Origin of the sequence: Pseudogemmobacter blasticus (assembly GCF_003071405.1) — a bacterium.
In the GTDB taxonomy this organism is placed as follows: domain Bacteria; phylum Pseudomonadota; class Alphaproteobacteria; order Rhodobacterales; family Rhodobacteraceae; genus Pseudogemmobacter; species Pseudogemmobacter blasticus.
This window is the reverse complement of the sequence record NZ_CP020470.1, coordinates 801,806-827,226: the sequence shown is the minus strand read 5'-3', so window position 1 is coordinate 827,226 and position 25,421 is coordinate 801,806. Positions and strand designations below refer to the sequence as shown.

The window sequence follows — 25,421 nt, the reverse complement described above, 5'->3', positions numbered from 1 at the left end:
CAGGCATGGCACTTTCGATGAAGGTCGCGATCGTTGACGACGAGGCCGACATGCGGGCGTCGATCAGCCAGTGGTTGGCACTGAGCGGCTTCGACACGGTGACATTCGGCAGCGCGGAAGAGGCGCTCAAGGTGATCGGCCCCGATTTTCAGGGCGTCGTGGTCAGCGACATCAAGATGCCCGGCATGGACGGGATGGCCTTCCTCAAGCGCCTGATGAGCCAGGATTCCGGCCTGCCCGTGATCATGATCACCGGCCATGGCGACGTGCCAATGGCAGTTGAAGCGATGCGCGTCGGAGCCTTCGATTTTCTGGAAAAGCCGTTCAACCCCGACCGGATGACCGAACTGGCCAAGAAGGCCACCCAGGCGCGGCGGATGACGCTGGACAACCGCGCCCTGCGGCGCGAACTGTCGGACGGCAGCACCATCATGAAGAAGCTGGTCGGGTCCAGCCCCGCGATGGACCGTCTGCGCGAGGACATCCTGGATCTGGGTCAGGCCGACAGCCACGTCCTGATCGACGGCGAAACCGGCACCGGCAAGACGCTGGTCGCCCATGCGCTGCACGCCGTGGGGCCGCGCGCGTCCAAGAAATTCGTCAGCATTTCCTGCGCCGCCTGGTCCGAAGACCAGTTGGCCGCCAAGCTGTTCGGCCCGGCCGAGGACGGGGTGATTCCCCTGGTCGAAGAGGCGCGCGGCGGCACGCTTTGCCTTGAAGACATCGAGGCGCTGCCGAACCCGTTGCAGGCCCGGCTTCTGACCTTCATCAACGAACAGGGCCTGCCGCCGGAAACCCGGATCATCGCGATCCGCAACCAGCACGCCCCCGACGTGACGCTGGAACAGGCGCTGCGGTCAGACCTCTATTACCGGCTGGGCGCGATGACCATCGTGCTGCCGCCGCTGCGGGCGCGGGGGGAAGACATCCTTCAGCTTTTCACCCGCCTCTCCGAACAGTTTGCCGAAGAATACGGCTGCGACGCCCCGCAGGTGACCGCGCAAGAGGCGGCGCAACTGTTGCAGGCGCCCTGGCCGGGCAATGTGCGGCAACTGGTGAACATCGCCGAACGGGCCGTCTTGCAGAACCGGCGCGGGTCGGGCTCCATCGCCTCGCTGCTGATGGCCGACAACGAAGCCAGCGGTCCCGCGATGACCACCGAAGGCAAGCCGCTCAAGGAATATGTCGAGGCTTTCGAACGGATGCTGATCGACAACACCATGCGCCGGCACAAGGGCAGCATCGTGGCGGTGATGGAAGAACTCTGCCTGCCGCGGCGCACCCTGAACGAGAAGATGGCCAAATACGGGCTGGTGCGCGGCGATTATACCTGACCGCGCACCCCTGAACTCGCCTCTGGATTGTGTGGCCCCTCTCAAATTGTGCATTGCTCTTGGCCCGGCTTTGCCGCTAGGGTCGCGGCGAGCCGGTTTTCCGGCCCAGGAAATTCTCTCCCCCCTCGCTGATGCGCGCCAGACGCGCCGCGTTCGGGGAGCCGGATCGGCCGCAAGGCCGTGCACATTGCCCAAGGCGCGGGAAACCGGCGCTGGAAGGCTGCTGAAGGCGGAGGGTCGCAAGGCCCTCTTGACGTGAACCGCGATGAGGCGCGTGAACAGTGCAGCGACAGGCGAGGTCTGCCCGCAGGGCAGGGTCCGCACGCGCACGACCGCCGCCCCCGCCCAGACAAGCCGCCCCGTTTCCCGTAATCCCGCCGCCGGTCCGCCGGGGGCAGCCTTGCGCACGGGTCGCAATGGAACAACATGCCCAAGAAGATGCTTATCGACGCCACACATGCGGAAGAGACCCGCGTTGTCGTGGTGGACGGAAACAAGGTCGAAGAGTTTGACTTTGAAACCGTAAACAAGCGCCAACTGGCCGGGAACATCTACCTGGCCAAGGTGACACGGGTCGAACCCTCGCTGCAGGCGGCCTTTGTGGATTACGGCGGGAACCGCCACGGGTTCCTGGCCTTCGCCGAAATCCACCCGGATTACTACCAGATCCCGGTCGCCGACCGGAAGGCGCTGCTGGAAGAGGAACGCCAGCTTGCCCGCGCCGAGGAAGAGGAAGAAAACCGCCGCCATCGCCGCCGCGCGCCCCGTCCCAAGGCCGAATCCGCCCGCCCCGACGCGGTGAAATCCGGCCCCTCGGGCATGGATGTGGTGGATCTTGAAGACGAGGCGGCCGAAGTGCCCGCCGATGCGATTGCCGAAGCGACCGACGTGGTTGCAGAGTCCGCCGTTGAACAGGCCGTTGCGGCCCCCGCCACCGAAAACGGCGAAAACGGCGCCCCGGCCTGGCGCGCGATGGATCACGCCTCGGACACCGATGACGAGATCGAATCGATTGCCGAAGAAGACGTGTCCGAAGAGATCAGCGCCCCGAAACGGTCGCGCTCGCGGCGCTACAAGATTCAGGAAGTGATCAAGGTCCGGCAGATCATGCTGGTCCAGGTCGTCAAGGAAGAACGCGGCAACAAGGGCGCGGCGCTGACCACCTATCTGTCGCTGGCCGGCCGCTACTGCGTGCTGATGCCGAACACCGCGCGCGGCGGCGGCATTTCCCGCAAGATCACCAACGCCGTTGACCGCAAGAAGCTCAAGGAAATCGCGGGCGAGATGGAGGTGCCGGAAGGTGCCGGCCTGATCATCCGCACCGCGGGCGCCAAGCGCACCAAGGCCGAGATCAAGCGCGACTACGAATATCTGATGCGCCTGTGGGAAGAGGTGCGTGATCTGACGCTCAAGTCGATCGCCCCCGCCACGATCTACGAGGAAGGCAACCTCATCAAGCGCACGATCCGCGACCTTTACTCGCGCGAGATCGACGAGGTTCTGGTGGAAGGCGAGGGCGGTTACCGCACCGCCAAGGACTTCATGCGGATGATCATGCCCAGCCACGCCAAGCAGGTGAAGCGGTATGACGAACCCATGCCGTTGTTCGCCCGCTATCAGGTGGAAAGCTACCTGGCCGGCATGTTCAACCCGGTCGTGCAACTGAAATCGGGCGGCTACATCGTCATCGGCGTGACCGAGGCGCTGGTTGCCATCGACGTGAACTCGGGCCGCGCCACCAAGGAAGGCTCGATCGAGGAAACCGCGCTCAAGACCAACGTCGAGGCCGCCGAAGAGATTGCCCGCCAGTTGCGCCTGCGCGACCTGGCCGGTCTGATCGTCATCGACTTCATCGACATGGAAGAGCGGAAGAACAACGCCACCGTCGAGAAGCGCCTCAAGGACAAGCTCAAGACCGACCGCGCCCGCATCCAGGTGGGCCGCATCTCGGGCTTCGGCCTGATGGAAATGAGCCGCCAGCGCCTGCGCCCCGGGATGCTGGAATCGACCACGCAGCCTTGCCCGCATTGCCACGGCACCGGCCTGATCCGCAGCGACGACAGCATGGCGCTGACCATCCTGCGCGCGCTGGAAGAGGAAGGCACCCGCAAGCGCAGCAAGGAAGTGCTGCTGAAGGCGCCGGTCGGCATCATCAACTACCTGTTCAACCAGAAGCGCGAACACATCGCGCTGATCGAGGCCCGCTATGGCATGGCGGTCCGGCTTGAGGCCGACCCGATGCTGGTGTCGCCCGACTACTCGATCGAGAAGTTCAAGACCGCGACCCGCGTGGTGCCGGAACCGATGCCGGTGGTGTCGGGTCATGCCGGCCTGATGGGCGCCCCCGTCGAGGAAGAGGACGAAGACGATCTGGTCGATGAGGCCGAGATCGAAGAGGACGAGCCCGAGGTCGAGGCCGAGGGCGAGGAAACCGAAGCCCGCGCTCCGGCGCCGCGCGGCGGTGACCGTGGCGGTGACGGAGAGGGTGGCAAGAAGAAGCGCCGCCGCCGCCGTCGTCGTCGGAGTGGAAACCGCGAAGGCGGGGCCGAAGGGGCCGCCGAGGGGCAGGACGATGCCGATGACGCCGACGAGGCCGAAGAGGGCGCCGCCCCCGAAGCCGCTGCCGAGACGGTGAACGTCGAGGACGCCGCTGCCGAACCCGCCCCGGCCCGCAAGCGCACCCGCGCCCGGCGCAAGCCCGCCGCGGAAGCCGCAACCGAAGCTGCCGCCGAGCCGGTGGCCGAGGCCGCGCCCGAAGCCGAAGCCCCGGCGCGCAAGCGCACCCGTGCCCCGCGCAAGTCTGCGGCCAGTGCTGAGGCCAATGCCGAGGCAAGCGCCGCCGAAGCCGCGCCCGCCGAGACCGCCAGCGAAGCGCCGGCTGACGCCGAAGCCAAGCCGGCCGCCAAGGCGAAACCGGCGGCCCGCTCCAGGGCGGCCAAACCGGCCAAGCCCGCCGCCCCGGCGGAACCGGCGCCTGTCGCGGCCGAAGCCGCCCCCGAAGCGGCCCCTGCGCCGGCCGAGGTGGAAGCCCCCGCGCTGCAACCCGCCCCGACGCCCGACCCGGCCGAAGGCACGGCGCTGCAATCCGACCCGGGCGAGGCCGCCGCGTCCAAGCCGCGCCGGTTCGGCTGGTGGTCGAAGAAGTGATACAAGGCTGAAAGGGCGGGGAAACCCGCCCTTTCTTGCTGAAGGTGGGGCCGTCCAAGCCTTCAGCATCTCCGAAGATTTCGCCTGTCGGGATCGGCGCGAAACGATCAGGGGCAGGGGCAGCCGCCCGCGCGGCAGCCTCAGCCCGCCGACCCTTGACCGCCCGCCCGGATCAGATGCCGCGCCACCGCCCCGTCGGCCGTTTGCCCAAGGTAGCTGTGCCCGGCCTGGCCGCAGAAATGCGGCAGGTCCACCGCCGCCATCGCATCGGTCGCCCGCACGCACAGCACCTGGCCCAGTGCCATGGCCATCAGCCGCTTGCGCGCGCGCAGCACGGGCAGGGGGCACAGCAGCCCCTCGCAATCAATCTCGTGATCCCAGGTGTCCGGCAGGTCTGACATGACCACGGTGATAGGGCCTTGCGGCGGAATGTGACAGGCCCTTCCCGCCAAAGTGACAGCCGCCCCCCGTGACGCCGCCCGCCGTTGCCGCTAGACAGGGCCCATGTTCGGGATCGACCTCATCGACGCCAGCCTGCTTCCGGCCATGGCGATTGCGCTGGTGGCGGGCGTGCTGTCGTTCCTGTCGCCCTGCGTTCTGCCGGTGGTGCCGCCCTATCTGGCCTATATGGGCGGCATTTCCATGGGCGAGATGACGGGCGCCAGCGAAGCCCGCCGCCGGGTCATCCTGCCCGCGCTGTTCTTCGTGCTGGGGCTGTCCACCGTCTTTCTGCTGCTGGGATTTGCCGCCTCTGCCTTCGGGGCCTTCTTCCTGACCAACCAGCAGCTCTTCGCCAAGGCGGCCGGCGTGGTGGTCATCGTCTTCGGCCTGCATTTCCTGGGCGTCTTCCGCATCCCGATCCTTGACCGCGAGGCACGGCTTGATGCCGGCGACCGTGGCGGTTCGGCGCTTGGCGCCTTCGTGCTGGGCCTTGCCTTCGCCGCCGGCTGGACGCCCTGCATCGGCCCGCAACTGGGCGCCATCCTCAGCCTTGCCGCGCAAGAGGGCAACATCGGCCGCGGCATGGTGTTGCTGGCGGTCTACGCCGTGGGGCTGGGGCTGCCCTTCCTGCTGGCCGCGCTGTTCATCGGCCGGGCCATGGGCCTGATGACCCGCCTCAAGCGCCACATGAAATGGATCGAACGCGCCATGGGCGCGCTTCTGCTGATCGTCGGGCTTGCCCTGGTGACCGGCGCCTTCACCGATTTCAGCTGGTGGTTGCTGGAAGGCTTTGATGCGCTTGGGATTCCCCTTTTGGGATGATGTCGCACCCTCTGGACCTTGCCGGATTTCCGGGCATGATCGGACCCAGGGAAAGGCCGGATGGAACAGCAAGCGCCACAGGATCACGACAGGCCGGACCAGGCGACGCGGGCGTTTCGCCGGCGCGTCTTCTATATTCCCGGCTATGACCCGATCCACCCGCGCCGCTACCGCGAACTTTACCGCAAGGAAGGCACCGATCAGGCCCGGATCTGCGGCTATGATCTGGCCCTCACCCCCAAGACGACCAAAGGCCCCTATGGCTGGCATGTGAACGGCCAGTTCGACGGTCGGGCGACCGAATCGGATGTCGAGGTGCTGGTCTGGTCCGACATCGTGCGCGAAAGCATGTCGAACACCATTCCCGCCACCTATCTGCAACTGGTCCGCACCGCCTGGGCCTATATCGGCTCGGGGGCGCTGTTCCGGCTGATGAAGCTGCGCAAGGGCCCGATGATCGCCGCGCTTTATCCGATCGTCTTCCTGCTGGTGCAGCTTCTGGCGGCCCTGCTGGCAGCCGGTCTTGCGGCGGCGCTGGTGTCGCGCTTCGGCCATTGGGCGGCCGGGCTTCTGGCCGGGGCCGGGGTTCTGGTGCTGGCGCTGCGCTGGTTCCGGTCGATCGACAACAAGACCTATGCCTATTACCTGATGCACGATTACGCCTTCTCGGCCCTGTCGGGCGGCGCCAACCCTCCGGGGCTTGAGGCGCGGATGGCGGAATTTCGGGCGGCCATCCGCGCCGCGCTGGACCAGGACTTCGACGAGGTGCTGGTCGTCGGCCATTCCTCGGGCGCGCATGTCGGCGTGTCGATCCTCTCCGACCTGATCCGCGGCGGCCTGCCGCTGCACCGCCCGGCGCTGGCCTTCCTCAGCCTGGGGCAGGTGGTGCCGATGGTATCCTTCCTGCCGGGCGCCCACCGCCTGCGCGCCGATCTGCGCTATCTCTCGGCGCGTGAGGAGCTGACCTGGGTCGATGTCACCGCGCCGGGCGACGGCTGCGCCTTCGCGCTTTGCGATCCGGTGGCGGTCACCGGCGTCGCCCCCGCCAACCAGCGCTGGCCGCTGGTGCTGTCGGCGGCCTTCACCCAGACGCTGACCCCCGCCCGCTGGAAGGAACTGCGCTGGCGCTTCTTCCGCCTGCATTTCCAGTATCTCTGCGCCTTCGACGCCCTGACCGGGGCCGACGGGGAATATGATTACTTCCGCATCACCGCCGGCCCGCAGACCCTTGCCGCCCGCTACCGCGACCGGGCGCCTTCGGGCAGCCGCATCACCCGCGCGGTGAACCGCCATACGAGTCTGACATGACCGGCTGCCCCGTTCACCGCCCGCTGCCGCCCAAGCCCGCGCCGCGGCCCGACAAGGTGTCGCTGCTGGGCTACCTGCGGCTCTTCCGCCGCGACATCCTCTCGGCCCAGCCCGCGCGGCTCTATCACGCCTGGATGGCCGAATTCCGCACCCCGTTCTTCCGCAGCTACATGTGCAACGACCCTGCACTTGTTACCCGCGTGCTGAACGAACGCCCCGACGATTTCCCCAAGTCGAACCGCATCGGCGAAGGTCTGGCGCCGCTTCTGGGCCGGTCGGTCTTCCTGACCAATGGCGAGGAATGGAAACGCCAGCGCCGCATCATCGACCCGGCCTTCGAAGGCGGTCGCCTGAAGGACACCTATCCCGCCATGCTGGCCGCCGGGCAGGCGGCGGTGGCCCGCCTGTCCGAGGGCGAGGTCGAGGTGGAAGAGGCGATGAGCCACGCCGCCGCCGACGTGATCTTCCGCACCCTGTTCTCGATCCCCATCGAGAATGAGGTCGCCGCCCGCGTCTTCCACGAATTCCGCGCCTATCAGCGCACCCAGCCGATCCTGAACCTTGCCGCCTTCCTGCCGCTGCCGCGCTGGATGCCGCGCCTGCACCGCCGCGCCACCCGGCGCTCGGCCGCGCTGATCCGCGGGCTGATCGCGCAACTCACCGCCGAACGCGCCGCCGCCATCGCCGCGGGCACCGCGCCCGACGATCTGGCCACCAAGATCATGACCACCGCCGATCCGCAGACCGGCGAACGCTTCGATGCCTCGGAAATGGTGGATCAGGTCGCGATCTTCTTCCTTGCCGGGCATGAGACCAGCGCCTCGGCCCTGGCCTGGACGCTCTATCTGCTGGCGCTTTACCCCGAGGTGCAGGACGAAGTCGCCGCCGAGGCGCGGTCGCTGGGCGACAGCCCCGATTTCGCCGCCGTGGGCCGGCTGAAACGCGCCCGCGACGTGTTCCGCGAAACGCTGCGCCTTTACCCGCCGGTGCCGATGATGGTGCGCGAAAACCGCTGCCCCGAGGATTTCCGTGGCCGCAAGGTCGCCCCTGGCGCGCAGGTGGTGCTGTCGCCCTGGCACCTGCACCGGCATGACCGGCTCTGGGCCAACCCCGACGCCTTCGATCCCGCACGCTGGCAGACCGAAGCCGGCCGCCAGTCCGCGCGCGACGCCTTCCTGCCATTCTCGGCCGGCCCGCGCGTCTGCACCGGCGCGGCCTTCGCCATGATCGAGGGGCCGCTCCTGCTGGCGCTTCTGCTGCGCAGCTTCCGCTTCGACCGGATCGAGGGCGCCGATCCGGTGCCCGTCGCGCATCTCACGGTGCGGGCGGAAAACGGCATCCGCCTGCGGGTCACGCGGCGCGCGGCCTGACCGGGCCATCCCAAGCCGTCACAGGGCAGGGGAAACCTGCCCCTTTCATCTGTCCTCAAATATCCCGGGGGTGCGGGGGCTGGCCCCCGCCTTCCGCCCGTTCCGCAAGCGCCGCGATCAGAGAATCTCGACCCGGTAGCTTTCGATCACGGTATTGGCCAGCAGCTTCTCGCACATCGCCTTGACCTCGGCCTCGGCGGTGGCGGCCTCGGTGGCGGCCAGCTCAAGCTCGATCACCTTGCCCTGCCGCACGCCGGTCACCCCGGCAAATCCCAGCGACCCCAGCGCATGGCGGATCGCTTCCCCCTGCGGGTCCAGCACGCCGGTCTTGAGCATGACGGTAACGCGGGCTTTCATGGGCAGTCCTCCGGGGCAGGGATGGCGATCCCATACCGCCGCCGGGCGCGCGGGGCAAGGCCCGGTAACGATGCCGTTCCGCAAGGCTGCCCCCCTTGCGCCCGGCCGCGCATCGCCCGATCCTGCGGATGAAACCGGAGTCTGCCATGACCGATCCCCGCACCGTCTATCTGTCCGATTACCGCCCCTACAGCCATCTGGTCGATCAGGTCGATCTGACCGTCCGCCTGGCCCCCAGGGCCACCCGCGTGGACGCGCGGCTGCACCTGCGCCCGAACCCCGCCGCCCGGGGCCGCCATGTGCTGCGGCTGGATGGCGAAGACCTGCGCCTGGTCTCGGTCCGCCTGGACGGCACGCTTCTGGACCTGACGCCCGATGACACCGGGCTGACCGTGCCCGCCGATCTCTTGCCCGAGGCGCCCTTCGTGCTGGAAACCACGGTCGAGATCTCGCCCGAAACCAATACCGCGCTGGAAGGGCTTTACATGTCGAAGGGCATGTATTGCACCCAGTGCGAGGCCGAGGGTTTCCGCAAGATCACCTTCTACCCCGACCGCCCCGATGTGATGGCGCCCTTCAAGGTGCGCATCGAAAGCGATCTGCCGGTGCTTCTGTCGAACGGCAACCCGGTGGCCAGCGGCCCCGGCTGGGCCGAATGGCACGATCCCTGGCCCAAGCCCGCCTATCTTTTCGCGCTGGTGGCAGGCGATCTGGTGGCGCATCGCGACAGCTTCACCACCCGCTCGGGCCACGCCGTCGATCTGGCGGTCTGGGTCCGCGCCGCCGACATCGACCGCTGCGCCTATGCGATGGACAGCCTGATCCGCTCGATGAAATGGGACGAGCAGACCTACGGCCGCGAATACGATCTGGACGTGTTCAACATCGTCGCCGTCGATGATTTCAACATGGGCGCGATGGAGAACAAGGGGCTGAACATCTTCAACTCCAAGCTCGTGCTGGCCAGCCCGGAAACCGCCACAGACGATGATTACGCCCGCATCGAGGCGGTGATCGCCCATGAATATTTCCACAACTGGACCGGCAACCGCATCACCTGCCGCGACTGGTTCCAGCTTTGTCTCAAGGAAGGGCTGACCGTCTTCCGCGACCAGCAGTTCTCCGGCGACATGCGCAGCCATGCCGTGAAGCGCATCGAAGACGTGCTCACCCTCCGCGCCCGCCAGTTCCGCGAGGATCAGGGACCGCTCGCCCACCCCGTCCGGCCCGAGAGCTTTGTCGAGATCAACAACTTCTACACCGCCACCGTCTATGAAAAGGGCGCCGAGATCATCGGGATGCTCAAGCGGCTGGTGGGCGATGACGGCTATGCCCGCGCGCTTGACCTGTATTTCGACCGCCACGACGGCCACGCCGCCACCATCGAAGACTGGCTCAAGGTGTTCGAAGATGCCACCGGCCGCGACCTGACGCAGTTCAAGCGCTGGTATTCCGAAGCCGGCACCCCCCGTGTGACGGTCAGCGAAGCGTGGAACCCCGGCCCGCAGGGCGGCACCTACACGCTGACGCTGACGCAGGTGAACCCGCCCACGCCGGGCCAGCCCGACAAGGGGGCCAAGGTCATTCCGGTCGCCGTGGGCCTGCTGAACCCCAATGGCGACGAGGTGGTGCCCACCACCGTGCTGGAACTGACCAAGGGCAGCCAGAGCTTCCGCTTCGAAGGGCTGGCCGCGCGGCCGATCCCGTCCATCCTGCGCGGCTTTTCCGCCCCGGTGGTGCTGGAACGCGCCGTCAGCGCGCAGGAACGCGCCTTCCTGCTGGCCCATGACACCGATCCGTTCAACCGCTGGGAAGCGGGCCGGTCGCTGGCCCGCGACATGCTGGTCGCCATGGTCGCCAAGGGGGCAGGGGTCTCGCCCGCCTGGGCCGAGGCGCTGCCGCAACTGGTGCTGGATGACAGCCTTGATCCCGCCTTCCGCGCGCTGGCCCTGCGCCTGCCGGCCGAGGATGACATCGCCCAGACCCTGCACGCCGCCGGCACCGTGCCCGACCCCGACGCGATCCGCGCCGCCCGCCGCGCGGCGGCGACGGCGCTGGCGCAGCGGCTGGCCCCGCATCTGCCGGGGCTGATCGCCGGGCTGACCGACAGCGGCCCCTTCACCGCCGATGCCCGGGCCGCCGGGCGGCGGGCGCTGAAAACCGCCGCGCTCCAGCTTCTGGCGCGGGTTGATGGCGGGGCCGCGGCCGAAGCCGCCTATGCCGCCGCCAACAATATGACCGAAGAGGTCGGCGCGCTGGCGGCGCTGCTCGACATTGGCAAGGGCGCGGCGGAACTGGCGCGGTTCGAGACCCGCTGGTCCGGCAATGCGCTGGTGATGGACAAGTGGTTCGCGCTTCAGGTCGCGCTGGCCGCGCCCGATCAGGCCGCCGCCGTCACCCGCCGCCTGACCGAACGCCCCGATTTCGACTGGAAGAACCCCAACCGCTTCCGCGCTGTCATCGGCGCCCTGTCCGGCAACCACGCGGGCTTTCACCATGCCGGCGGCGACGGGTATCGCACCGTGGCCGACTGGCTGCTGAAACTTGATCCGCTGAACCCGCAGACCGCCGCCCGCATGTCCACCGCTTTCGAAACCTGGCGTCGCTACGATGCCGGGCGTCAGGCGCTGGCACAGGCGGAACTGCGGCGGATTCTGGCGGCGCCGGGCCTGTCGCGCGACCTGTCGGAAATGGCGGGGCGGATGCTGGCGGGCTGATTGCCGGGCCGGCGTCAGCCGGCCTGGCACCATTCCTGAACGCGGGTCCAGGCGGCCATGTCGGCCCGCTTGTCGGCCTTGCGGAAGGGCATCCAGTCCCGGCCCACGCCCCGGTTTCCGGGTCCGGCAACCACGCCGTCGCGACCCACGTCATCGGCAAGGATTTCAACCGCGCAGGCCAGATTGGCGCTGCCGTCCTTCAGGGCGCCGGCGCTTTGCGCCTCGCAACCCTGATCGCGCGCGGTGCGGGGCGAAATCTGCATCAGCCCCACATAGCGCCCGCCGCCGCCCGCCGCCGCCGGGTTCCAGCCGCTTTCGTGCTTGGACACGGCGCTCAGCACGCCCACCCAGAAGGCGCGGCGTTCCTCAAGGCTGGCCTTGGCATAGCCGGGGCACCAGGTGGCAATGTCGGCGGGCACGCGCTCGGCCAGCACATCATCCTTTTCGGCCACCGCGTTCATCGCGGCCTTGGTCCAGTGCATCGCCTCGGGGCGGTGGTCCCAGCGCATCACCGGGGGCGCCTCGGGTTCCTTGGCGCTGCTGACGCAGGCCGCCAGCAGCGGCAGAAGGCCAAGACAGGCCGCCCGGCACAGGGCGGGGCGCAGCACGGCGGCGCGGACAGGGCGGTGCGAACCGGCCTTTGCGGCGCCTTGGGCGGGTGTGGTCAACGTCAAGGGTATGTCCAATGGCAGTTGGCTCTGGCGGCTCCTATACCGCCGACCGGCCCGTCCACCAAACCGCCGGCCGGCCGATGCGCGGGAATCTGCCACCCGCAGCCATCGCGCGCCCTCTTGCCCCGCGCCGCCCTGCGGCCTAAACGCAAGGGATCAAGCCCGGAACACCGGAAGGATGCCATGCTCGACCTGACCTTTGCCACGCCCAAGCCCAAAGTCATTCAGGGTGCCAAGCACGATTGGGAACTGGTGATCGGGATGGAAATCCACGCCCAGGTGGCCAGCAATGCCAAGCTGTTCTCGGGCGCCTCCACCACCTTCGGGGCCGAACCGAACACCAATGTCAGCTTCGTCGATTGCGCGATGCCCGGGATGCTGCCCGTGCTCAACGAATTCTGCGTGGAACAGGCGGTGCGCACCGGGCTGGGGCTCAAGGCGCAGATCAACCTGACCTCGGCCTTCGACCGCAAGAACTATTTCTACCCCGACCTGCCGCAAGGCTACCAGATTTCCCAGCTTTACCACCCCATCGTGGGCGAGGGGGAAGTGATCGTCGAAATGGGGTCGGGGATTGCCCGCCGGGTGCGGATCGAACGCATCCACCTGGAACAGGATGCCGGCAAGTCGATCCATGACATCGACCCGAACCTGTCCTTCGTCGACTACAACCGCACCGGCGTGGCGCTGATGGAAATCGTCAGCCGCCCCGATATCCGCGGCCCCGAAGAAGCCGCCGCCTATGTCGGCAAGCTGCGCCAGATCCTGCGCTACCTTGGCACCTGCGACGGCAACATGCAGAACGGCAACCTGCGGGCCGACGTGAACGTGTCCGTCTGCCGGCCGGGCCAGTATGAGAAATACCAGGAAACGCAGGATTTCAGCCATCTCGGCACCCGCTGCGAAATCAAGAACATGAACTCGATGCGGTTCATCCAGCAGGCCATTGAGTATGAAGCCCGCCGCCAGATCGCCATTCTGGAAGACGGCGGCAGCATCGTGCAGGAAACCCGCCTCTACGATCCCGACAAGGGCGAAACGCGGTCGATGCGGTCCAAGGAAGAGGCGCATGATTACCGCTACTTCCCCGACCCCGACCTTCTGCCGCTGGAAATCGAACAGGCCTGGGTGGACGGCATCGCCGCCACCATGCCCGAACTGCCCGACGCCAAGAAGGCCCGCTTCATGGCCGATTTCGGCCTGACCGATTATGACGCCTCGGTGCTGACCGCCGAACTGGACGCCGCGCGCTATTTCGAAGCCGTGGCGCAGGGCCGTGACGGCAAGCTGGCCGCGAACTGGGTCATCAACGAACTGTTCGGCCGGCTCAAGAAGGAAGGGCAAGAGATTGCCGACAGCCCGGTTTCGGCGGCCCAACTGGGCGGCATCGTCGAACTGATCAGCGCAGGCACCATTTCGGGCAAGATCGCCAAGGATCTGTTCGAAATCGTCTGGACCGAAGGCGGCGACCCGGCGGCCATCGTCGAGGCGCGCGGCATGAAGCAGGTCACCGACACCGGCGCGATCGAGGCGGCGGTGGATGCCATCATCGCGGAAAACCCCGCGCAGGTGGAAAAGGCCAAGCAGAACCCCAAGCTGGCAGGCTGGTTCGTGGGCCAGGTGATGAAGGCCACCGGCGGCAAGGCCGCCCCGGCCGCCGTCAACGATCTGGTGATGAAGAAGCTGGGTCTCTGATCCCGCCCCCGGCGCCGGCCCCGCAGGCCGGCGCTGACGGCCTCGTCATTTGCCTGTTGCGGGCAAAGGCCATACCCTGTTGTCCGCCGTAGCCCCCGGAGTTCCTGATGCAGCAGTTCGAATATCGGGTCGTGCCCGCCCCGCGCCGTGGCGAAAAAGCCCGCGGGGTAAAGACCACGGAAGAACGCTTCGCGCTGGCCCTGACCACGGCGATGAACGAAATGGCCGCCGAGGGCTGGGAATATGTGCGCGCCGATGCGCTGCCCTGCGACGAACGCGCCGGGCTGACCGGCACCAAGACCACGGTTCAGAACCTGCTGGTGTTCCGCCGCGCGCTGCGGCGGGGCGGCGATGTCTGGCCCGAGGTCGATGAAGAGATGGACGAACCCGTCCTGCGCGCCCCTGTGGTGACGGCCCGTGTCGAGGCCCCCGCCGCCCGTCTGGGCGCCACCGCCACCGCGCCCGAAGGGGCCGCCCCGGCACTTGGCCCGGCGCGCGACTGACCTTCAGCCGCCCGCCGCCCGCAAGGCTTGCGGCAGGATTTCCTCAACCACATCCAGCGCGGCCTCGGGGCCAAGGCTGATCCGCAGGCAGCGGTCCAGAGGCGCCACGCCCGGCATACGGATGAACAGGCCCTGCTCCTGACAGCCGGCCAGCACGGCGCGGGCGAAATCGCCGTCGCGCCCGGTGTCCAGCGTCACGAAATTGGTGGCCGAGGGCAGGGGCTCCAGCCCGTTCGCCCGCGCGATGCGCCCCATCCGGTCGCGTCCCGCCTCGATATTGCGGCGGATCTGCGCCAGCCAGTCCTGATCGCGCAACGCCTCCAGCGCGCCGATCTGGCCGATCCGGCCCATGCCGAAATGGTCGCGCACCTTGTCGAAGGCCAGCGCAAGGCCGGGTTCGGCAATGGCATAGCCCACCCGCGCGCCCGCCATCCCATAGCCCTTGGAAAAGGTGCGGAAGCGGATGACCTGCGGATGATCGGCCGCAATCGCCGGAATCGCCTCGGGCGGGGCCAGGTCGGCATAGGCCTCGTCCAGCAGAAGCAGGGTCTCGGGCGGCAGGTTGGCCACCAGATCCTCGATCACGCGGCCGGGGTGGTGGCTGCCCATCGGGTTGTCGGGGTTGGCCAGATACAAAAGCCGCGCGGTCTGCGCGCCAGCGGCGGCCAGCAGCGCGGCCGGGTCTTCGTGGCGGCCCGCATAGGGCACGCGCGTCAGCGCCCCGCCATAGCCCGCCACATGGAAGTTGAAGGTCGGATAGGCGCCCAGGCTGGTGACGACCGGCGTGCCCGGCTCCAGCGTCAGCCGGCACAGCAGGCCCAGCAGCGTGTCGATCCCGCCGCCCACCACAATGTTCTCGGGCTTGCAGCCGTGATGCCGGGCCAGCGCCTGCTTCAGATCGTGGTTTTCCGGGTCGGCATATTTCCACACCTCGGCGGCGGCGGCCTGCATGGCGGCCAGCGCCCGGGGCGAGGGGCCGAACAGGCTTTCATTCGCCCCAAGCCGCGCACGGAACGCACGGCCCTGCCGCCGTTCCAGCGTTTCGGGGCCGGTGAACGGCACGGTCGAGGGCAGGGCGGCGGCGTGGGGTGTCAGAAAGCGGCTCATGCCGGTTTGGTGGCATGGCAATCGGGGCTGCGCAAGGGCGATGCCTTGCGCAACCCGCTGTCCGGTCAGCCCAGATCGGCCAGCCGCTTTAGCGCCGCATCCACCTTGGCGGCCTCGTCCTCGCGCGCCTCAAGGTTGGACTTCGCTTCCTCCACCACATCCTCGGGCGCGGATTTGACGAAGTTCGGGTTGTCGAGCCGGCCTTTCAGCCCGCCGATTTCCTTGCGCAGCTTGTCCAGCGTCTTTTGCAGACGCGCCTTTTCCTCGGCGATGTCGATCAGCCCTGCCAGCGGAATGGCAAAGGCCGCGCCTTCCAGCGCCAGCGCGATGGCGCCCTTGGGGGCGGGGCCTTCGGCAAAGCTGTCAATCCGCGCCAGCCGCCGGATGATGGCTTCGTTGCGCTCCCAGGCGGCGCGGGCGGCGGCGGAAAGCTCGGTCGCCACAAGGTCGATCTTCAGGCCGACCGGCACATGCACCTGCGCCCGGGCCGAACGGATTTCCTCGATCAGCCCGGTGACAAAGCCCATTTCGGCCTGCGCATCCGCCTGCACCAGATCCAGCCCGTAGGTCGGCCAGTCGGTATGGACCAGCAGCTTGGCGCGGGTGCCGGTGGTGCCCCACAGGTCTTCGGTGATGAAGGGCATGAACGGGTGCAGCAGGATCATCGACTGGTCCAGCACCCAGGCCATGGTGGCGCGGGTTTCCGCCGCATCCGGGCCGTCGAACAGCGGCTTGGCGAATTCGACATACCAGTCGCAGACCTTGCCCCAGACGAAGCGATACAGCGCATCCGCCGCCTGATCGAAGCGGAAGTCGGCCAGCGCCGCGTTCACCTCGGCCAGCGTGCGGGCGGTCTCGCCGATGATCCAGCGGTTCGCCGTCGCCTTGGGGGCGGGCGGCGCGCTTTGGGTGGCATGGCCGTCCCAGACGCCGTTCATCTCGGCAAAGCGGCAGGCGTTCCACAGCTTGGTGCCGAAGTTGCGGTAGCCGGCGATCCGGCTGGTGTCCATCTTCAGCACGCCGCCAAGGCTGGCCATGGCCGCATTGGCAAAGCGCAGCGCATCGGCGCCGAATTCGTCGATGATCTCCAGCGGGTCGATGACATTGCCCAGCGACTTCGACATCTTCTTGCCCTTGGCGTCGCGCACAAGGCCATGCAGATAGACGGTGTGGAACGGAATTTCGTCCACCACGGCAAGCTGCATCATCATCATCCGGGCAACCCAGAAGAACAGGATGTCCTGCCCCGTGATCAGCACCGAGGTCGGGAAATAGCGTTGCAGTTCAGGCGTCTGCTCGGGCCAGCCCAGCGTGCCGATGGGCCAGAGACCCGAGGAGAACCAGGTGTCAAGAACGTCAGGGTCGCGCCAGACAGGGTAGGTCAGGCGCGTTGCATCCTGATCCACCTCATAGGCCGCCAGCGAAGCGGCAAGGGCCTCGGCTGCGGCGGCGCGGTCGGCCACTTCCACGATACGGGCATGGTTCAGCGGATGCGGCAGCGCGGCCAGATCGTCGCGGAAGCGGTCGGAGACGGTGGTGAAATCGGCCGCACACTGCGATGAGGTCTCGCGTGCAACCGGGCCACCGTCGCCCAGAACGCGCAGGATTTCCACATTGTCCAGCGCCTGATCGCCTTCATCATCGGTAAAGCCGGGGGCGGAAAGGTCGAAGCCATACCACACCGGGATCTGGTGCCCCCACCAAAGCTGGCGGCTGATGCACCACGGTTCGATGTTCTCCAGCCAGTGGTAATAGGTCTTCTCGCCGCTTGGCGGGATGATCTTCGTCTTGCCCGTCCGCACCGCGTCCAGCGCCGGTTCCACGATCTTGGCGGTGTCCACGAACCACTGGTCGGTCAGCATCGGCTCGATCACCACTTTCGAGCGGTCCCCGAAGGGCTGCATGATCGGCTTCGCCTCGACATAGGGCACCCGTTCCAGGTGCTCCGCGCCGGTTTCCTTGTCGACCGATTTTTGCAGCACGGTAACGGCCAGACCTTCGGCGTTGATCTGGTCGACCACGCGCTTGCGCGCCTCGTAGCGATCCAGCCCGCGCAGGTCGTCAGGCACCAGGTTCAGCGCGTCGATCTCGGCTTCCGACAGGGCAAAGGGCTGCTCCGCGATGCCGGGCGTTGCATAGCCCTTGGCCACCAGCCAGGCGCGCGACAGGCGCTGCGCGATGCCGGCCGCCTGATCATAGGGCAGGCCATCGGCCCGCATCTGCGCGCGGGTGTCCATCAGCCGGTAGCAGGGAATGTCGTTGCGGGCGGCGACGCCATAGTCGTTGAAGTCATGCGCGCCGGTGATCTTCACCGCGCCCGAACCGAAATTCGGATCGGGATATTCGTCGGTGATGATAGGGATCAGGCGGCGGTGTTCCTTCGGACCAACCGGGATTTCACAAAGTTTCCCGACGATTGGCGCGTAACGCTCATCTGATGGATGAACCGCGACGGCGCCGTCGCCCAGCATGGTTTCAGGCCGCGTGGTGGCGATGCTGATGTAATCGCGTTCCTCTTCCAGGATCACGCGCCCCTCGGCATCCTTCTCGCGGTAGATATAGGTCTCGCCCCCCGCCAGCGGATACTTGAAGTGCCACATATGGCCGGCCACCTCGGTCTGTTCGACCTCAAGGTCCGAAATGGCGGTCTCGAAATGCGGGTCCCAGTTCACCAGCCGCTTGCCGCGGTAGATCAGGCCTTTGTTGTAAAGATCGACAAAGACCTTGATCACCGCGTCGTGGAAGTTGCCTTCCTCGCCCGCGGGGGCACCGGGGGCGCCCGACATGGTAAAGGCCTCGCGGTCCCAGTCGCAGCTTGCGCCAAGCCGCTGCAACTGGCCGATGATGGTGCCGCGCGACTTGCGCTTCTGGTCCCAGACCAGCCCGGTGAATTCCTCACGGGTGAAATCGCTGCGGCGGCGGTTGGTTTTCGCCAGCTCGCGTTCCGTCACCATCTGGGTCGCGATGCCCGCATGGTCGGTGCCGGGCTGCCACAGCGTATCGTCGCCCTGCATCCGGTGCCAGCGCACCAGAATGTCCTGCAGGGTGTTGTTGAAGGCATGGCCCATATGCAGGCTGCCGGTGACATTCGGCGGCGGGATCATGATGGAAAAGGCCGGGTGTCCGGGCTTGGCATTGGCCCCGGCCGCGAAGGCCTTGCTCTCAAGCCACAGCTTCGAGAGGCGGGCCTCGGCCTCGGCGGCGTTGAAGGTCTTTTCCATCGGCATCTGGCGTCTCCCGTGTGCTGCGCGGGATTTAGCCCTTGCGGGGCGCAGGGGCAAGTTGCCCGCGTGCGCCCCGCTCTGTTGCGGCCGCGATCAGGCCGCGCGGCGGCGGTCGGCCTCGGCCCAATGCGCCATCTGGTCGGCCAGCGCCTTGCCACAGGCCGTGCGGCCGGTGGCGCGGGCCAGATAGGCCTGCAATCCCGGCAACCCGTCCAGAAAGCCGTTCGCCGCCGGGATGCGCAGGATGTCGGCCATCAGCAGATCGGCCACGGTGAAGCGGTCCGCGACCAGCCAGTCCTTGCCCGCCAGCGCGGCCTCAAGCTGGCCCAGCCTTTGCCCCAGTAACACGGCTTCGCGGGCGGCGGCCTCGTCATCCTTGCGGAACAGCTTGGCCACCACCCAGAACATCGCCCAGACCTCGACCGAGTTCAGCCCCGCGATCACCCATTGCAGCACGCGGGCGCCATCGTCGCCCCCGGGCAGAAGCGGCGTGTCGCGCGCCAGATGCAGCAGGATTGCGCCGCTTTCGAACAGCACCAGATCCCCGTCGCGCACAAAGGGCACCTGCCCGAAGGGCTGCTGCGCGAAATGCTCGGGCGTCTTGTCCATCAGCGGCGTCGTCTCCACCCGGTAGGGGCGGCCGATCTCCTCCAGCAGCCAGCGCACGCGCAGGTCGCGGACATGGCCGCGCGGGCTTTGCGGCACCCAGTCATAGGTGGTCAGGGTGACAGGGCCGGTCATCCCTGCGGCCCCACCACGCCAAAGACCGCGCCCTGCGGGTCTTGCGCGATGATGATATAGGCTCCGCCCGGCACCTCGACCGGCCCGTGCAGCACCTGCCCGCCGCCGGCCAGCACCGCCGCCCTGGCCGTGTCGATGCCGGGGGCGCCGAAATAGGGCAGCCAATGCGGCGGCACGCCGGGCGGCGCCATCAGCCGCATCATGCCGCCGATGTCGGCGCCTTCCCGCGCGAACAGTTGATAGGTGCCCATCTCACCCATCGGCATGGCGGTGGACGGCGTCCAGCCCATCAGATCGCCGTAAAAGGCCAGCGCGGCCTCGGGCGCGGTGGTGTTCAGCTCGTGCCAGTTGCCATGACCGGATTTCTTCTGGTCAAAGGCGCTGCCTTGCTGGCCGGGCAGGGGCTGCAACAGGCCAAAGGCCGCGCCCTGCGGATCGGTCACGATGGCAAAGCGGCCGGTGCCCGGAATATCGGCCGGGGCGCGATGCACCGCGCCCCCCAGCGCCGTGATGCGGGCCACGGTCGCGTCGCAGTCGTCCACCGCGAAATAGACCAGCCAGAAACAGGGCATCGGCGTGTCTGGCTGCATCAGCCCGGCGACCATCGCCGTGTCCATCATGGCCAGGATGTAGGAAAACCCCTCCATCCCGGCATCCTGAAAGCCCCAGCCCAGCACCGGGCCATAAAAGGCCTGCGACGCCGCAACCTCGGGTGTTGCCAGTTCATACCAGCAGGGGGCACCTTGAACACTCATCTCTCAGACTCCGGCGCTGAAGATCGGGGTGAAGCCGCCATAGATCATCCGGCGGCCGTCGAAGGGCATCTCCACCTGCTCATGGGCAGGGTCTTCCATCATCTTCTTGTAGGCCGCATCGCGGGTGGCCTTGTCGGGCCAGGTCAGCATGGCAAAGACCACGGTTTCCTCGGGCGTCGCGGCGACCGCGCGGAAGAAGTCGGTCTGCTTGCCGGGCGGCACATCGTCGCCCCAGCCCACGACCAGACTCAGCGCCCCCATGGCGCGGAACTGGGGCCAATACTCCTCCTCATGCTGGCGATAAACCTCGCGGTTCACTGTCGGAACCGGAATCACGAAACCATCCAGATAGGCCATCACACCCTCCCTTCACTCTTGTATCGCGCAGGGTGGCGGCTATAGTTATAAAAAGCAACTGAAAGTTATGTAATATGACCACGCCGAACCGGCGGTCCTATGACGAAGGCTGCATCGCCGCCCATGCGCTGGATCTGATCGGCGACCGCTGGGCGCTGCTGGTGGTGCGCGAACTGATGCTGGGTCCGCGCCGCTTCGGGGCGCTGCGGGCGGGCCTGCCGGGCATCAGCGCCAATGTGCTGACCCAGCGGCTGGAACAACTGGCCGCCGCGGGCATCCTGCGCCGCGAGGATCTGCCCGATCCCGAAAAGATCACGCTCTACCGCCTGACGGCAGCCGGGCAGGGGCTGTGGCCGGTGATCCGCGCCCTTTGCCGCTGGGGGGCGGGGATGCCGGGCCATGATCCGCGCCTGTTCATCAGCCCGTCGGCGCTGATGCTGTCGATGCGGGCGATGTGCGCGCCGGTGCGGACGGCAACGCACAAGGCGGTGTTCCGTCTGGCCGAGGACAGCTTCACCATGGACATCGCCTCCGGGGCCTGCCGCGTGGCGCGTGGCGACGATCCGGCGGCGCCCCTGCGCTTTGAAGGCGGCACCAACGCCATGGCGCGCGCGATCTACGGCCCCGAACCGCTGGCGGTCACGGCGGCCGGCGTCATCGGCTTTTCCGGCGATCCGGCCGAAGGACAGGCCTTCGTCAACCTCTTCGCCCTGCGCCCCGCCGGGTGACCGTCACACCGCCCGGTCGATCTTGGTCGACAGGTGGATCAGGCTTTCTGACGATTTCACCCCGGTCATGGCGCCGATCTGGTCCAGCACCTGATCCAGCACCTGCGTATTGGGGCAGGCGATCTGCAACAGGAAGTCGAATCGCCCCGAGGTGGTGAAGACACGCTCCACCTCGTGAATCGCCTTCAGCCGGGTCAGAATCGCGCCCTGCGCCCGCGGCTCGATCGTCAGCAGGACCGAGGTGCGCAGCCGCCCCTCGCGCGCGGTTTCGCCCAGTTTCAGCGTATAGCCGACGATCACGCCGTTGGTTTCAAGCCGTTCCAGCCGGGCCTGGATCGTGCTGCGCGCGACTTTCAGCCGCCGCGCCAGCGTGGCCACCGACATGCGGGCGTCGGCGCCCAGCAGGACGATGATGTTGCGATCCAGTTCATCCATGCAATCTGCTTTCTGATTTCGTCATTCTGACGATGTTTCAAGGCAAATATATAGTTTCTTCCGGTGAAGATGTCACCCATATCGCGCATCCTCACTGCAGGAAAAGGGCGGCTCATACGCACCTGGCCTGGTTCAAGGAAACCACGCTGGTGCCCGCACCCCCAGACTGCACGGGGCAAAGGGCGATGCGTCTTCATTGGCAGAAAGGATACGCCGATGGGACTGTCCAAAACGATCTGGACCAATCCGACCGAATACCTCCGCACCGAAGCACCGGAGAACCCGGTGCTGTTCTTCGCGCCCACCGTGGTGCAGGCGAACGCCCGCCGCTTCATCGACGGCTTTCCCGGCATGGTGACCTATGCGGTCAAGTCGAACCCGGGCGAAGAGATGATCGAGAACCTCGCCGCGGCGGGTGTGCGCGGCTATGACTGCGCCAGCGCCTTCGAGATCGACCTGATCCGCCGCCTCGCGCCCGATGCGGCCATCCATTACAACAACCCCGTCCGCTCGCGCGCCGAAATCGCCCATGCGGTCGCGCGCGGCGTCAAGTCCTACAGCGTGGACTCCCGCACCGAACTGACCAAGCTGATCGAACTGGTCCCCGCCGAGGGCACCGAGATCAGCGTGCGTTTCAAGCTGCCGGTCGCCGGTGCGGCCTACAACTTCGGCGCCAAGTTCGGCGCAACCGAGGAACTGGCGGCCGAGCTGCTCAAGGTTGTCGCGGCGGCGGGCTTCGTGCCCTCGCTGACCTTCCACCCCGGCACCCAATGCACCGACCCGCACGCCTGGGAATCCTACATCCGCGAAGCCGCCCGCATCGCGGCGGATGCCGGCGTGACCATTGCCCGGCTGAACGTCGGCGGCGGCTTCCCCAGCCACCGCATGCAGGCCGTCCTGCCCGATCTTGAGGCGATCTTCGCCCTGATCGACCGCGTGGCGACCGAAGCCTTCGGTGAAAACCGCCCGCTTCTGGTCTGCGAACCGGGCCGGGCGCTGTGCGGCGATGCCTTCACGCTGGCCGCACGGGTCAAGGCGGTGCGCGATGGCGACCATGTGTTCCTGAACGATGGCGTCTATGGCACGCTGACCGAACTGCCGCTGATCGGCGTGATCGACCGTATCCAGGTGGTCGATGCCGAAGGCACGCCGCGCAAGGGCAAGCTGAAGCCGCGCATCGTCTTCGGCCCCACCTGCGATTCGGTTGACCGCCTGCCGGGCGAAATCGCGCTGCCCGCCGGTCTGGCCGAGGGCGATTATCTGATCTGGCACGGCATGGGGTCTTACTCGGTGGTCACCAACAGCCGCTTCAACGGCTTTGGCGATCTGCAGATGGCCACGGTCCTCAGCCTCAAGGTCTGATCCGCCCCGCCTTCTGGAAAGCCCCCGCCCGGACATCCCGGCGCGGGGGCTTTTCCTTTGCGTGCGGGCGCGCAGGCCCTTTCATCTGTCCTGAAATATCCCGGGGGTGCGGGGGCAGCGCCCCCGCGGCCGGCGGTCAGCCCAGAAGCCAGGCCGCGCCCAGCACCAGCCCGATCAGCACCGGCTGGTGGATCAGATAGATCGCCAGCGAATGCTGTCCCGGCCAGGCCAGCCGCCGCAGAAGCGGCGTCGCGGGCAGGGCCAGATGCGGCCAGAGGCCAAGGAAGCTGAAGATCTTGCCAAGCGCGATCCCGCCCAGAAAGGGGGCGAACCAGGGAAAGAACGGCTCATAATCCGCGGTGATCGGCACCCGCCCCGACAGGCCCGTCCAGATCAGCCAGCCGTCAAAGGCAGGATGCGCCCAGACATAGGGTAGGGCGAAGACCCCGGCCGCCACCGCCAGCACCACCACGGCGGGCAGGCGCAGGAACAACAGCCCCACCAGCGACGACACGGCGATGGAGTGAAGGATGCCGTAGAAGATGGTCAGGCGCGGCTCTCCCAGCGCCGAGAAGGTGGCCCAGGTGACCAGCGTCACCAGCCCCGCCGTGCCGCCGATCTTGACCAGCCGCCGCCAGAAGGCGGGCCAGCGGATGCCCTGTCCATGCGCCATCCACAGCGACAGCCCGGCCAGGAAGATGAACGATCCCGCCACGATCCGGGCATGGTACCAGAACCAGCCGGTCACGGCGGTGCCGGGGGCCACCAGACCGAACAGCTCCAGGTCATAGGTGAAATGAAACGCCACCATGCCGGCCAGCGCCGCCGTGCGGGCAAGGTCAATGACCAGATACCGTTCCTTCGTCACCCGTGCCCCCTGCCATTCCTGCCGCGCATCCTGCCCCGTGCCCGGCCGGACCGGAAGGGGGCAAAGCAGAAAGGGCGGCCCCGCGGACCGCCCTTCCCATTCGCTCCGGTTCCCTTCGCGCCCGCCTCAGCGGTGGCGAACGTCGACATAGTCGCGGTGTTTCGGCCCGATATAGAGCTGCCGCGGCCTGCCGATCTTCTGGTTCTTGTCGGCGATCATTTCCCGCCACTGCGAAATCCAGCCGATCGTGCGCGAAATCGCGAAGATCGGCGTGAACATCGAGGTGGGGAAGCCCATCGCCTCAAGGATGATCCCCGAGTAGAAGTCTACGTTGGGGTAAAGTTTCTTCGAGATGAAGTATTCGTCCGAAAGCGCGATCCGCTCCAGCTCCTTGGCCACCTGAAGCAGCGGGTTGTTGTGAACCCCCAGCAGCTCCAGCACCTCGTCGGCCGATTCCTTCATCACCTTGGCGCGCGGGTCGAAGTTCTTGTAGACCCGGTGGCCAAAGCCCATCAGGCGGAAGCCCGAATTCTTGTCCTTGGCCTTGGCAATGAATTCCGGGATCCGGTCAACCGTCCCGATTTCCTTCAGCATTTCCAGGCAGGCCTGGTTGGCGCCGCCATGTGCCGGCCCCCACAGGCAGGCAATGCCCGCCGCGATGCAGGCAAACGGATTGGCGCCCGAAGACCCGGCCAGACGCACGGTCGAGGTCGAGGCGTTCTGTTCGTGGTCCGCATGAAGCATCATGATGCGGTCCATCGCCTTTTCCAGCACCGGCGAGACCACATAGTCCTCGGCCGGAATGGCGAAGCACATGTTCAGGAAGTTGCCGGCATAGGAGAGCGAGTTCTTCGGATAGACGAAGGGCTGGCCGACCGAATACTTGTAGGCCATGGCGGCGATGGTCGGCAGCTTGGCGATCATGCGGATCGCGGCAACCTCGCGCTGCCAGGGGTCGTTGATGTCAAGGCTGTCATGGTAGAAGGCCGACATCGCGCCCACCACGCCCACCATGGTGGCCATCGGGTGGCTGTCGCGGCGGAACCCGCGGAAGAAATAGTGCATCTGTTCATGCACCATCGTGTGCCGCGTCACGCGGCTGGTGAAATCGGCCAGTTGGCTGGCGGTGGGCAGCTCTCCGTAAAGCAGCAGGTAGCAGGTTTCGAGATGGGTCGATTTATCGGCAAGCTGTTCGATCGGATAGCCGCGATAAAGAAGTTCGCCCTTGTCGCCGTCGATATAGGTGATCGTGCTTTCGCAAGCGGCGGTCGAGGTGAAGCCGGGGTCATAAGTGAAGATGTCGGCGTCACTGTAGAGCTTGCGAATATCGACGACATCGGGGCCAAGGGTGGGGTGCAGGACCGGAAGGTCGAATTCCTTGCCGTCCAGCGTCAGCGTCGCTTTTCTGTCTGCCATTCGTCTCACGTCCCCCGTGTCGGGCCCGGCCGCCAAAGGGGCGGCGGGCCGGTTGTCCTGTCA

Annotated in this window: 21 protein-coding genes; 10 read left to right on the top strand and 11 right to left on the bottom strand. The window is 67.1% G+C overall.

Annotation, left to right across the window (positions count from 1 at the left end; genetic code table 11):
- Positions 1-5: 5 nt before the first annotated feature.
- Positions 6-1,334: a sigma-54-dependent transcriptional regulator gene (locus B6K69_RS03925; RefSeq protein WP_108642856.1), complete on the top strand. Its 1,329-nt coding sequence runs from the start codon at positions 6-8 to the stop codon at positions 1,332-1,334.
- A gap of 426 nt (positions 1,335-1,760) precedes the next feature.
- Complete coding sequence (locus B6K69_RS03920) at positions 1,761-4,481, top strand: Rne/Rng family ribonuclease (protein ID WP_108642855.1); 2,721 nt, start codon at positions 1,761-1,763, stop codon at positions 4,479-4,481.
- A gap of 140 nt (positions 4,482-4,621) precedes the next feature.
- Here the strand turns inward: B6K69_RS03920 and B6K69_RS03915 are convergent, their stop codons facing one another.
- Positions 4,622-4,882: a sulfurtransferase TusA family protein gene (locus B6K69_RS03915; RefSeq protein WP_108642854.1), complete on the bottom strand. Its 261-nt coding sequence runs from the start codon at positions 4,880-4,882 to the stop codon at positions 4,622-4,624.
- Positions 4,883-4,985: 103 nt separating this feature from the next.
- On the opposite strand from B6K69_RS03915, the gene B6K69_RS03910 reads away from it, so the two are divergent.
- Genes B6K69_RS03910 through B6K69_RS03900 form a run of 3 tightly spaced genes read left to right on the top strand, consistent with a single transcriptional unit; the run spans position 4,986 to position 8,422 of the window.
- Positions 4,986-5,744, top strand: a complete 759-nt coding sequence (locus B6K69_RS03910) for a cytochrome c biogenesis CcdA family protein (RefSeq protein ID WP_107674321.1) — start codon at positions 4,986-4,988, stop codon at positions 5,742-5,744.
- 60 nt (positions 5,745-5,804) lie between these two features.
- The gene (locus B6K69_RS03905; RefSeq protein WP_108642853.1) at positions 5,805-7,052 is read left to right on the top strand and encodes an alpha/beta hydrolase; all 1,248 of its coding nucleotides are present in this window, start codon (positions 5,805-5,807) and stop codon (positions 7,050-7,052) included.
- A complete protein-coding gene (locus B6K69_RS03900; RefSeq protein WP_108642852.1) occupies positions 7,049-8,422 on the top strand; it encodes a cytochrome P450 in 1,374 nt (457 codons plus the stop codon). The genes B6K69_RS03905 and B6K69_RS03900 overlap by 4 nt, the downstream gene beginning before the upstream one ends.
- A gap of 117 nt (positions 8,423-8,539) precedes the next feature.
- Here B6K69_RS03900 and purS read toward each other — a convergent pair whose 3' ends face one another.
- Complete coding sequence (gene purS, locus B6K69_RS03895; protein ID WP_107674324.1) at positions 8,540-8,779, bottom strand: phosphoribosylformylglycinamidine synthase subunit PurS; 240 nt, start codon at positions 8,777-8,779, stop codon at positions 8,540-8,542.
- 146 nt (positions 8,780-8,925) lie between these two features.
- Between purS and pepN the strand changes: the two genes are divergently transcribed.
- Positions 8,926-11,496, top strand: a complete 2,571-nt coding sequence (pepN, locus tag B6K69_RS03890) for an aminopeptidase N (RefSeq protein ID WP_108644760.1) — start codon at positions 8,926-8,928, stop codon at positions 11,494-11,496.
- Between the two features lie 14 nt (positions 11,497-11,510).
- Here the strand turns inward: pepN and B6K69_RS03885 are convergent, their stop codons facing one another.
- The gene (locus tag B6K69_RS03885; protein ID WP_418260582.1) at positions 11,511-12,062 is read right to left on the bottom strand and encodes a lytic transglycosylase domain-containing protein; all 552 of its coding nucleotides are present in this window, start codon (positions 12,060-12,062) and stop codon (positions 11,511-11,513) included.
- Between the two features lie 288 nt (positions 12,063-12,350).
- Between B6K69_RS03885 and gatB the strand changes: the two genes are divergently transcribed.
- Positions 12,351-13,862, top strand: coding sequence for an Asp-tRNA(Asn)/Glu-tRNA(Gln) amidotransferase subunit GatB (gene gatB, locus B6K69_RS03880; RefSeq protein ID WP_108642851.1), 1,512 nt, complete (start codon positions 12,351-12,353; stop codon positions 13,860-13,862).
- A 107-nt stretch (positions 13,863-13,969) separates the two neighbouring features.
- Complete coding sequence (locus B6K69_RS03875) at positions 13,970-14,365, top strand: DUF4177 domain-containing protein (RefSeq protein ID WP_107674326.1); 396 nt, start codon at positions 13,970-13,972, stop codon at positions 14,363-14,365.
- 3 nt (positions 14,366-14,368) lie between these two features.
- Here B6K69_RS03875 and B6K69_RS03870 read toward each other — a convergent pair whose 3' ends face one another.
- From B6K69_RS03870 to B6K69_RS03850, 5 genes are all read right to left on the bottom strand, one after another.
- On the bottom strand, positions 14,369-15,472 hold the full coding sequence (locus B6K69_RS03870) for a pyridoxal phosphate-dependent aminotransferase (protein WP_108642850.1): 1,104 nt from the start codon (positions 15,470-15,472) through the stop codon (positions 14,369-14,371).
- Positions 15,473-15,537: 65 nt separating this feature from the next.
- Complete coding sequence (locus tag B6K69_RS03865; protein ID WP_108642849.1) at positions 15,538-18,699, bottom strand: valine--tRNA ligase; 3,162 nt, start codon at positions 18,697-18,699, stop codon at positions 15,538-15,540.
- A gap of 90 nt (positions 18,700-18,789) precedes the next feature.
- Positions 18,790-19,437: a glutathione S-transferase family protein gene (locus tag B6K69_RS03860; protein ID WP_108642848.1), complete on the bottom strand. Its 648-nt coding sequence runs from the start codon at positions 19,435-19,437 to the stop codon at positions 18,790-18,792.
- Positions 19,434-20,192 (bottom strand): VOC family protein, encoded by a 759-nt coding sequence (locus tag B6K69_RS03855; RefSeq protein ID WP_108642847.1) that lies wholly within the window; start codon positions 20,190-20,192, stop codon positions 19,434-19,436. The genes B6K69_RS03860 and B6K69_RS03855 overlap by 4 nt, the downstream gene beginning before the upstream one ends.
- 3 nt (positions 20,193-20,195) lie before the next feature.
- Complete coding sequence (locus B6K69_RS03850) at positions 20,196-20,549, bottom strand: DUF1428 domain-containing protein (protein ID WP_108642846.1); 354 nt, start codon at positions 20,547-20,549, stop codon at positions 20,196-20,198.
- Between the two features lie 74 nt (positions 20,550-20,623).
- On the opposite strand from B6K69_RS03850, the gene B6K69_RS03845 reads away from it, so the two are divergent.
- Positions 20,624-21,277, top strand: a complete 654-nt coding sequence (locus B6K69_RS03845) for a winged helix-turn-helix transcriptional regulator (RefSeq protein ID WP_108642845.1) — start codon at positions 20,624-20,626, stop codon at positions 21,275-21,277.
- Positions 21,278-21,280: 3 nt separating this feature from the next.
- Here B6K69_RS03845 and B6K69_RS03840 read toward each other — a convergent pair whose 3' ends face one another.
- Positions 21,281-21,712, bottom strand: coding sequence for an Lrp/AsnC family transcriptional regulator (locus B6K69_RS03840; RefSeq protein ID WP_108642844.1), 432 nt, complete (start codon positions 21,710-21,712; stop codon positions 21,281-21,283).
- A 216-nt stretch (positions 21,713-21,928) separates the two neighbouring features.
- On the opposite strand from B6K69_RS03840, the gene B6K69_RS03835 reads away from it, so the two are divergent.
- A complete protein-coding gene (locus B6K69_RS03835; protein WP_107674334.1) occupies positions 21,929-23,074 on the top strand; it encodes a type III PLP-dependent enzyme in 1,146 nt (381 codons plus the stop codon).
- A 136-nt stretch (positions 23,075-23,210) separates the two neighbouring features.
- On the opposite strand, the gene B6K69_RS03830 is transcribed toward B6K69_RS03835, so the two are convergent.
- Both B6K69_RS03830 and B6K69_RS03825 read right to left on the bottom strand, forming a co-directional pair.
- Complete coding sequence (locus tag B6K69_RS03830; protein ID WP_228156800.1) at positions 23,211-23,942, bottom strand: heparan-alpha-glucosaminide N-acetyltransferase; 732 nt, start codon at positions 23,940-23,942, stop codon at positions 23,211-23,213.
- Positions 23,943-24,068: 126 nt separating this feature from the next.
- On the bottom strand, positions 24,069-25,358 hold the full coding sequence (locus B6K69_RS03825; protein ID WP_107674335.1) for a citrate synthase: 1,290 nt from the start codon (positions 25,356-25,358) through the stop codon (positions 24,069-24,071).
- Positions 25,359-25,421: the final 63 nt, after the last annotated feature.

What these genes read in the sequence shown, in the direction of transcription:
- B6K69_RS03845 (WP_108642845.1), top strand. Translation starts at nt 20,624, where the DNA reads ATGACCACGCCGAACCGGCGGTCCTATGACGAAGGCTGCATCGCCGCC.
- B6K69_RS03850 (WP_108642846.1), bottom strand. Translation starts at nt 20,549, where the DNA reads ATGGCCTATCTGGATGGTTTCGTGATTCCGGTTCCGACAGTGAACCGC.
- B6K69_RS03910 (WP_107674321.1), top strand. Translation starts at nt 4,986, where the DNA reads ATGTTCGGGATCGACCTCATCGACGCCAGCCTGCTTCCGGCCATGGCG.
- B6K69_RS03870 (WP_108642850.1), bottom strand. Translation starts at nt 15,472, where the DNA reads ATGAGCCGCTTTCTGACACCCCACGCCGCCGCCCTGCCCTCGACCGTG.
- B6K69_RS03925 (WP_108642856.1), top strand. Translation starts at nt 6, where the DNA reads ATGGCACTTTCGATGAAGGTCGCGATCGTTGACGACGAGGCCGACATG.
- B6K69_RS03875 (WP_107674326.1), top strand. Translation starts at nt 13,970, where the DNA reads ATGCAGCAGTTCGAATATCGGGTCGTGCCCGCCCCGCGCCGTGGCGAA.
- pepN (WP_108644760.1), top strand. Translation starts at nt 8,926, where the DNA reads ATGACCGATCCCCGCACCGTCTATCTGTCCGATTACCGCCCCTACAGC.
- B6K69_RS03920 (WP_108642855.1), top strand. Translation starts at nt 1,761, where the DNA reads ATGCCCAAGAAGATGCTTATCGACGCCACACATGCGGAAGAGACCCGC.
- B6K69_RS03855 (WP_108642847.1), bottom strand. Translation starts at nt 20,192, where the DNA reads ATGAGTGTTCAAGGTGCCCCCTGCTGGTATGAACTGGCAACACCCGAG.
- purS (WP_107674324.1), bottom strand. Translation starts at nt 8,779, where the DNA reads ATGAAAGCCCGCGTTACCGTCATGCTCAAGACCGGCGTGCTGGACCCG.
- gatB (WP_108642851.1), top strand. Translation starts at nt 12,351, where the DNA reads ATGCTCGACCTGACCTTTGCCACGCCCAAGCCCAAAGTCATTCAGGGT.
- B6K69_RS03900 (WP_108642852.1), top strand. Translation starts at nt 7,049, where the DNA reads ATGACCGGCTGCCCCGTTCACCGCCCGCTGCCGCCCAAGCCCGCGCCG.
- B6K69_RS03860 (WP_108642848.1), bottom strand. Translation starts at nt 19,437, where the DNA reads ATGACCGGCCCTGTCACCCTGACCACCTATGACTGGGTGCCGCAAAGC.
- B6K69_RS03865 (WP_108642849.1), bottom strand. Translation starts at nt 18,699, where the DNA reads ATGCCGATGGAAAAGACCTTCAACGCCGCCGAGGCCGAGGCCCGCCTC.
- B6K69_RS03905 (WP_108642853.1), top strand. Translation starts at nt 5,805, where the DNA reads ATGGAACAGCAAGCGCCACAGGATCACGACAGGCCGGACCAGGCGACG.
- B6K69_RS03840 (WP_108642844.1), bottom strand. Translation starts at nt 21,712, where the DNA reads ATGGATGAACTGGATCGCAACATCATCGTCCTGCTGGGCGCCGACGCC.
- B6K69_RS03835 (WP_107674334.1), top strand. Translation starts at nt 21,929, where the DNA reads ATGGGACTGTCCAAAACGATCTGGACCAATCCGACCGAATACCTCCGC.
- B6K69_RS03825 (WP_107674335.1), bottom strand. Translation starts at nt 25,358, where the DNA reads ATGGCAGACAGAAAAGCGACGCTGACGCTGGACGGCAAGGAATTCGAC.
- B6K69_RS03915 (WP_108642854.1), bottom strand. Translation starts at nt 4,882, where the DNA reads ATGTCAGACCTGCCGGACACCTGGGATCACGAGATTGATTGCGAGGGG.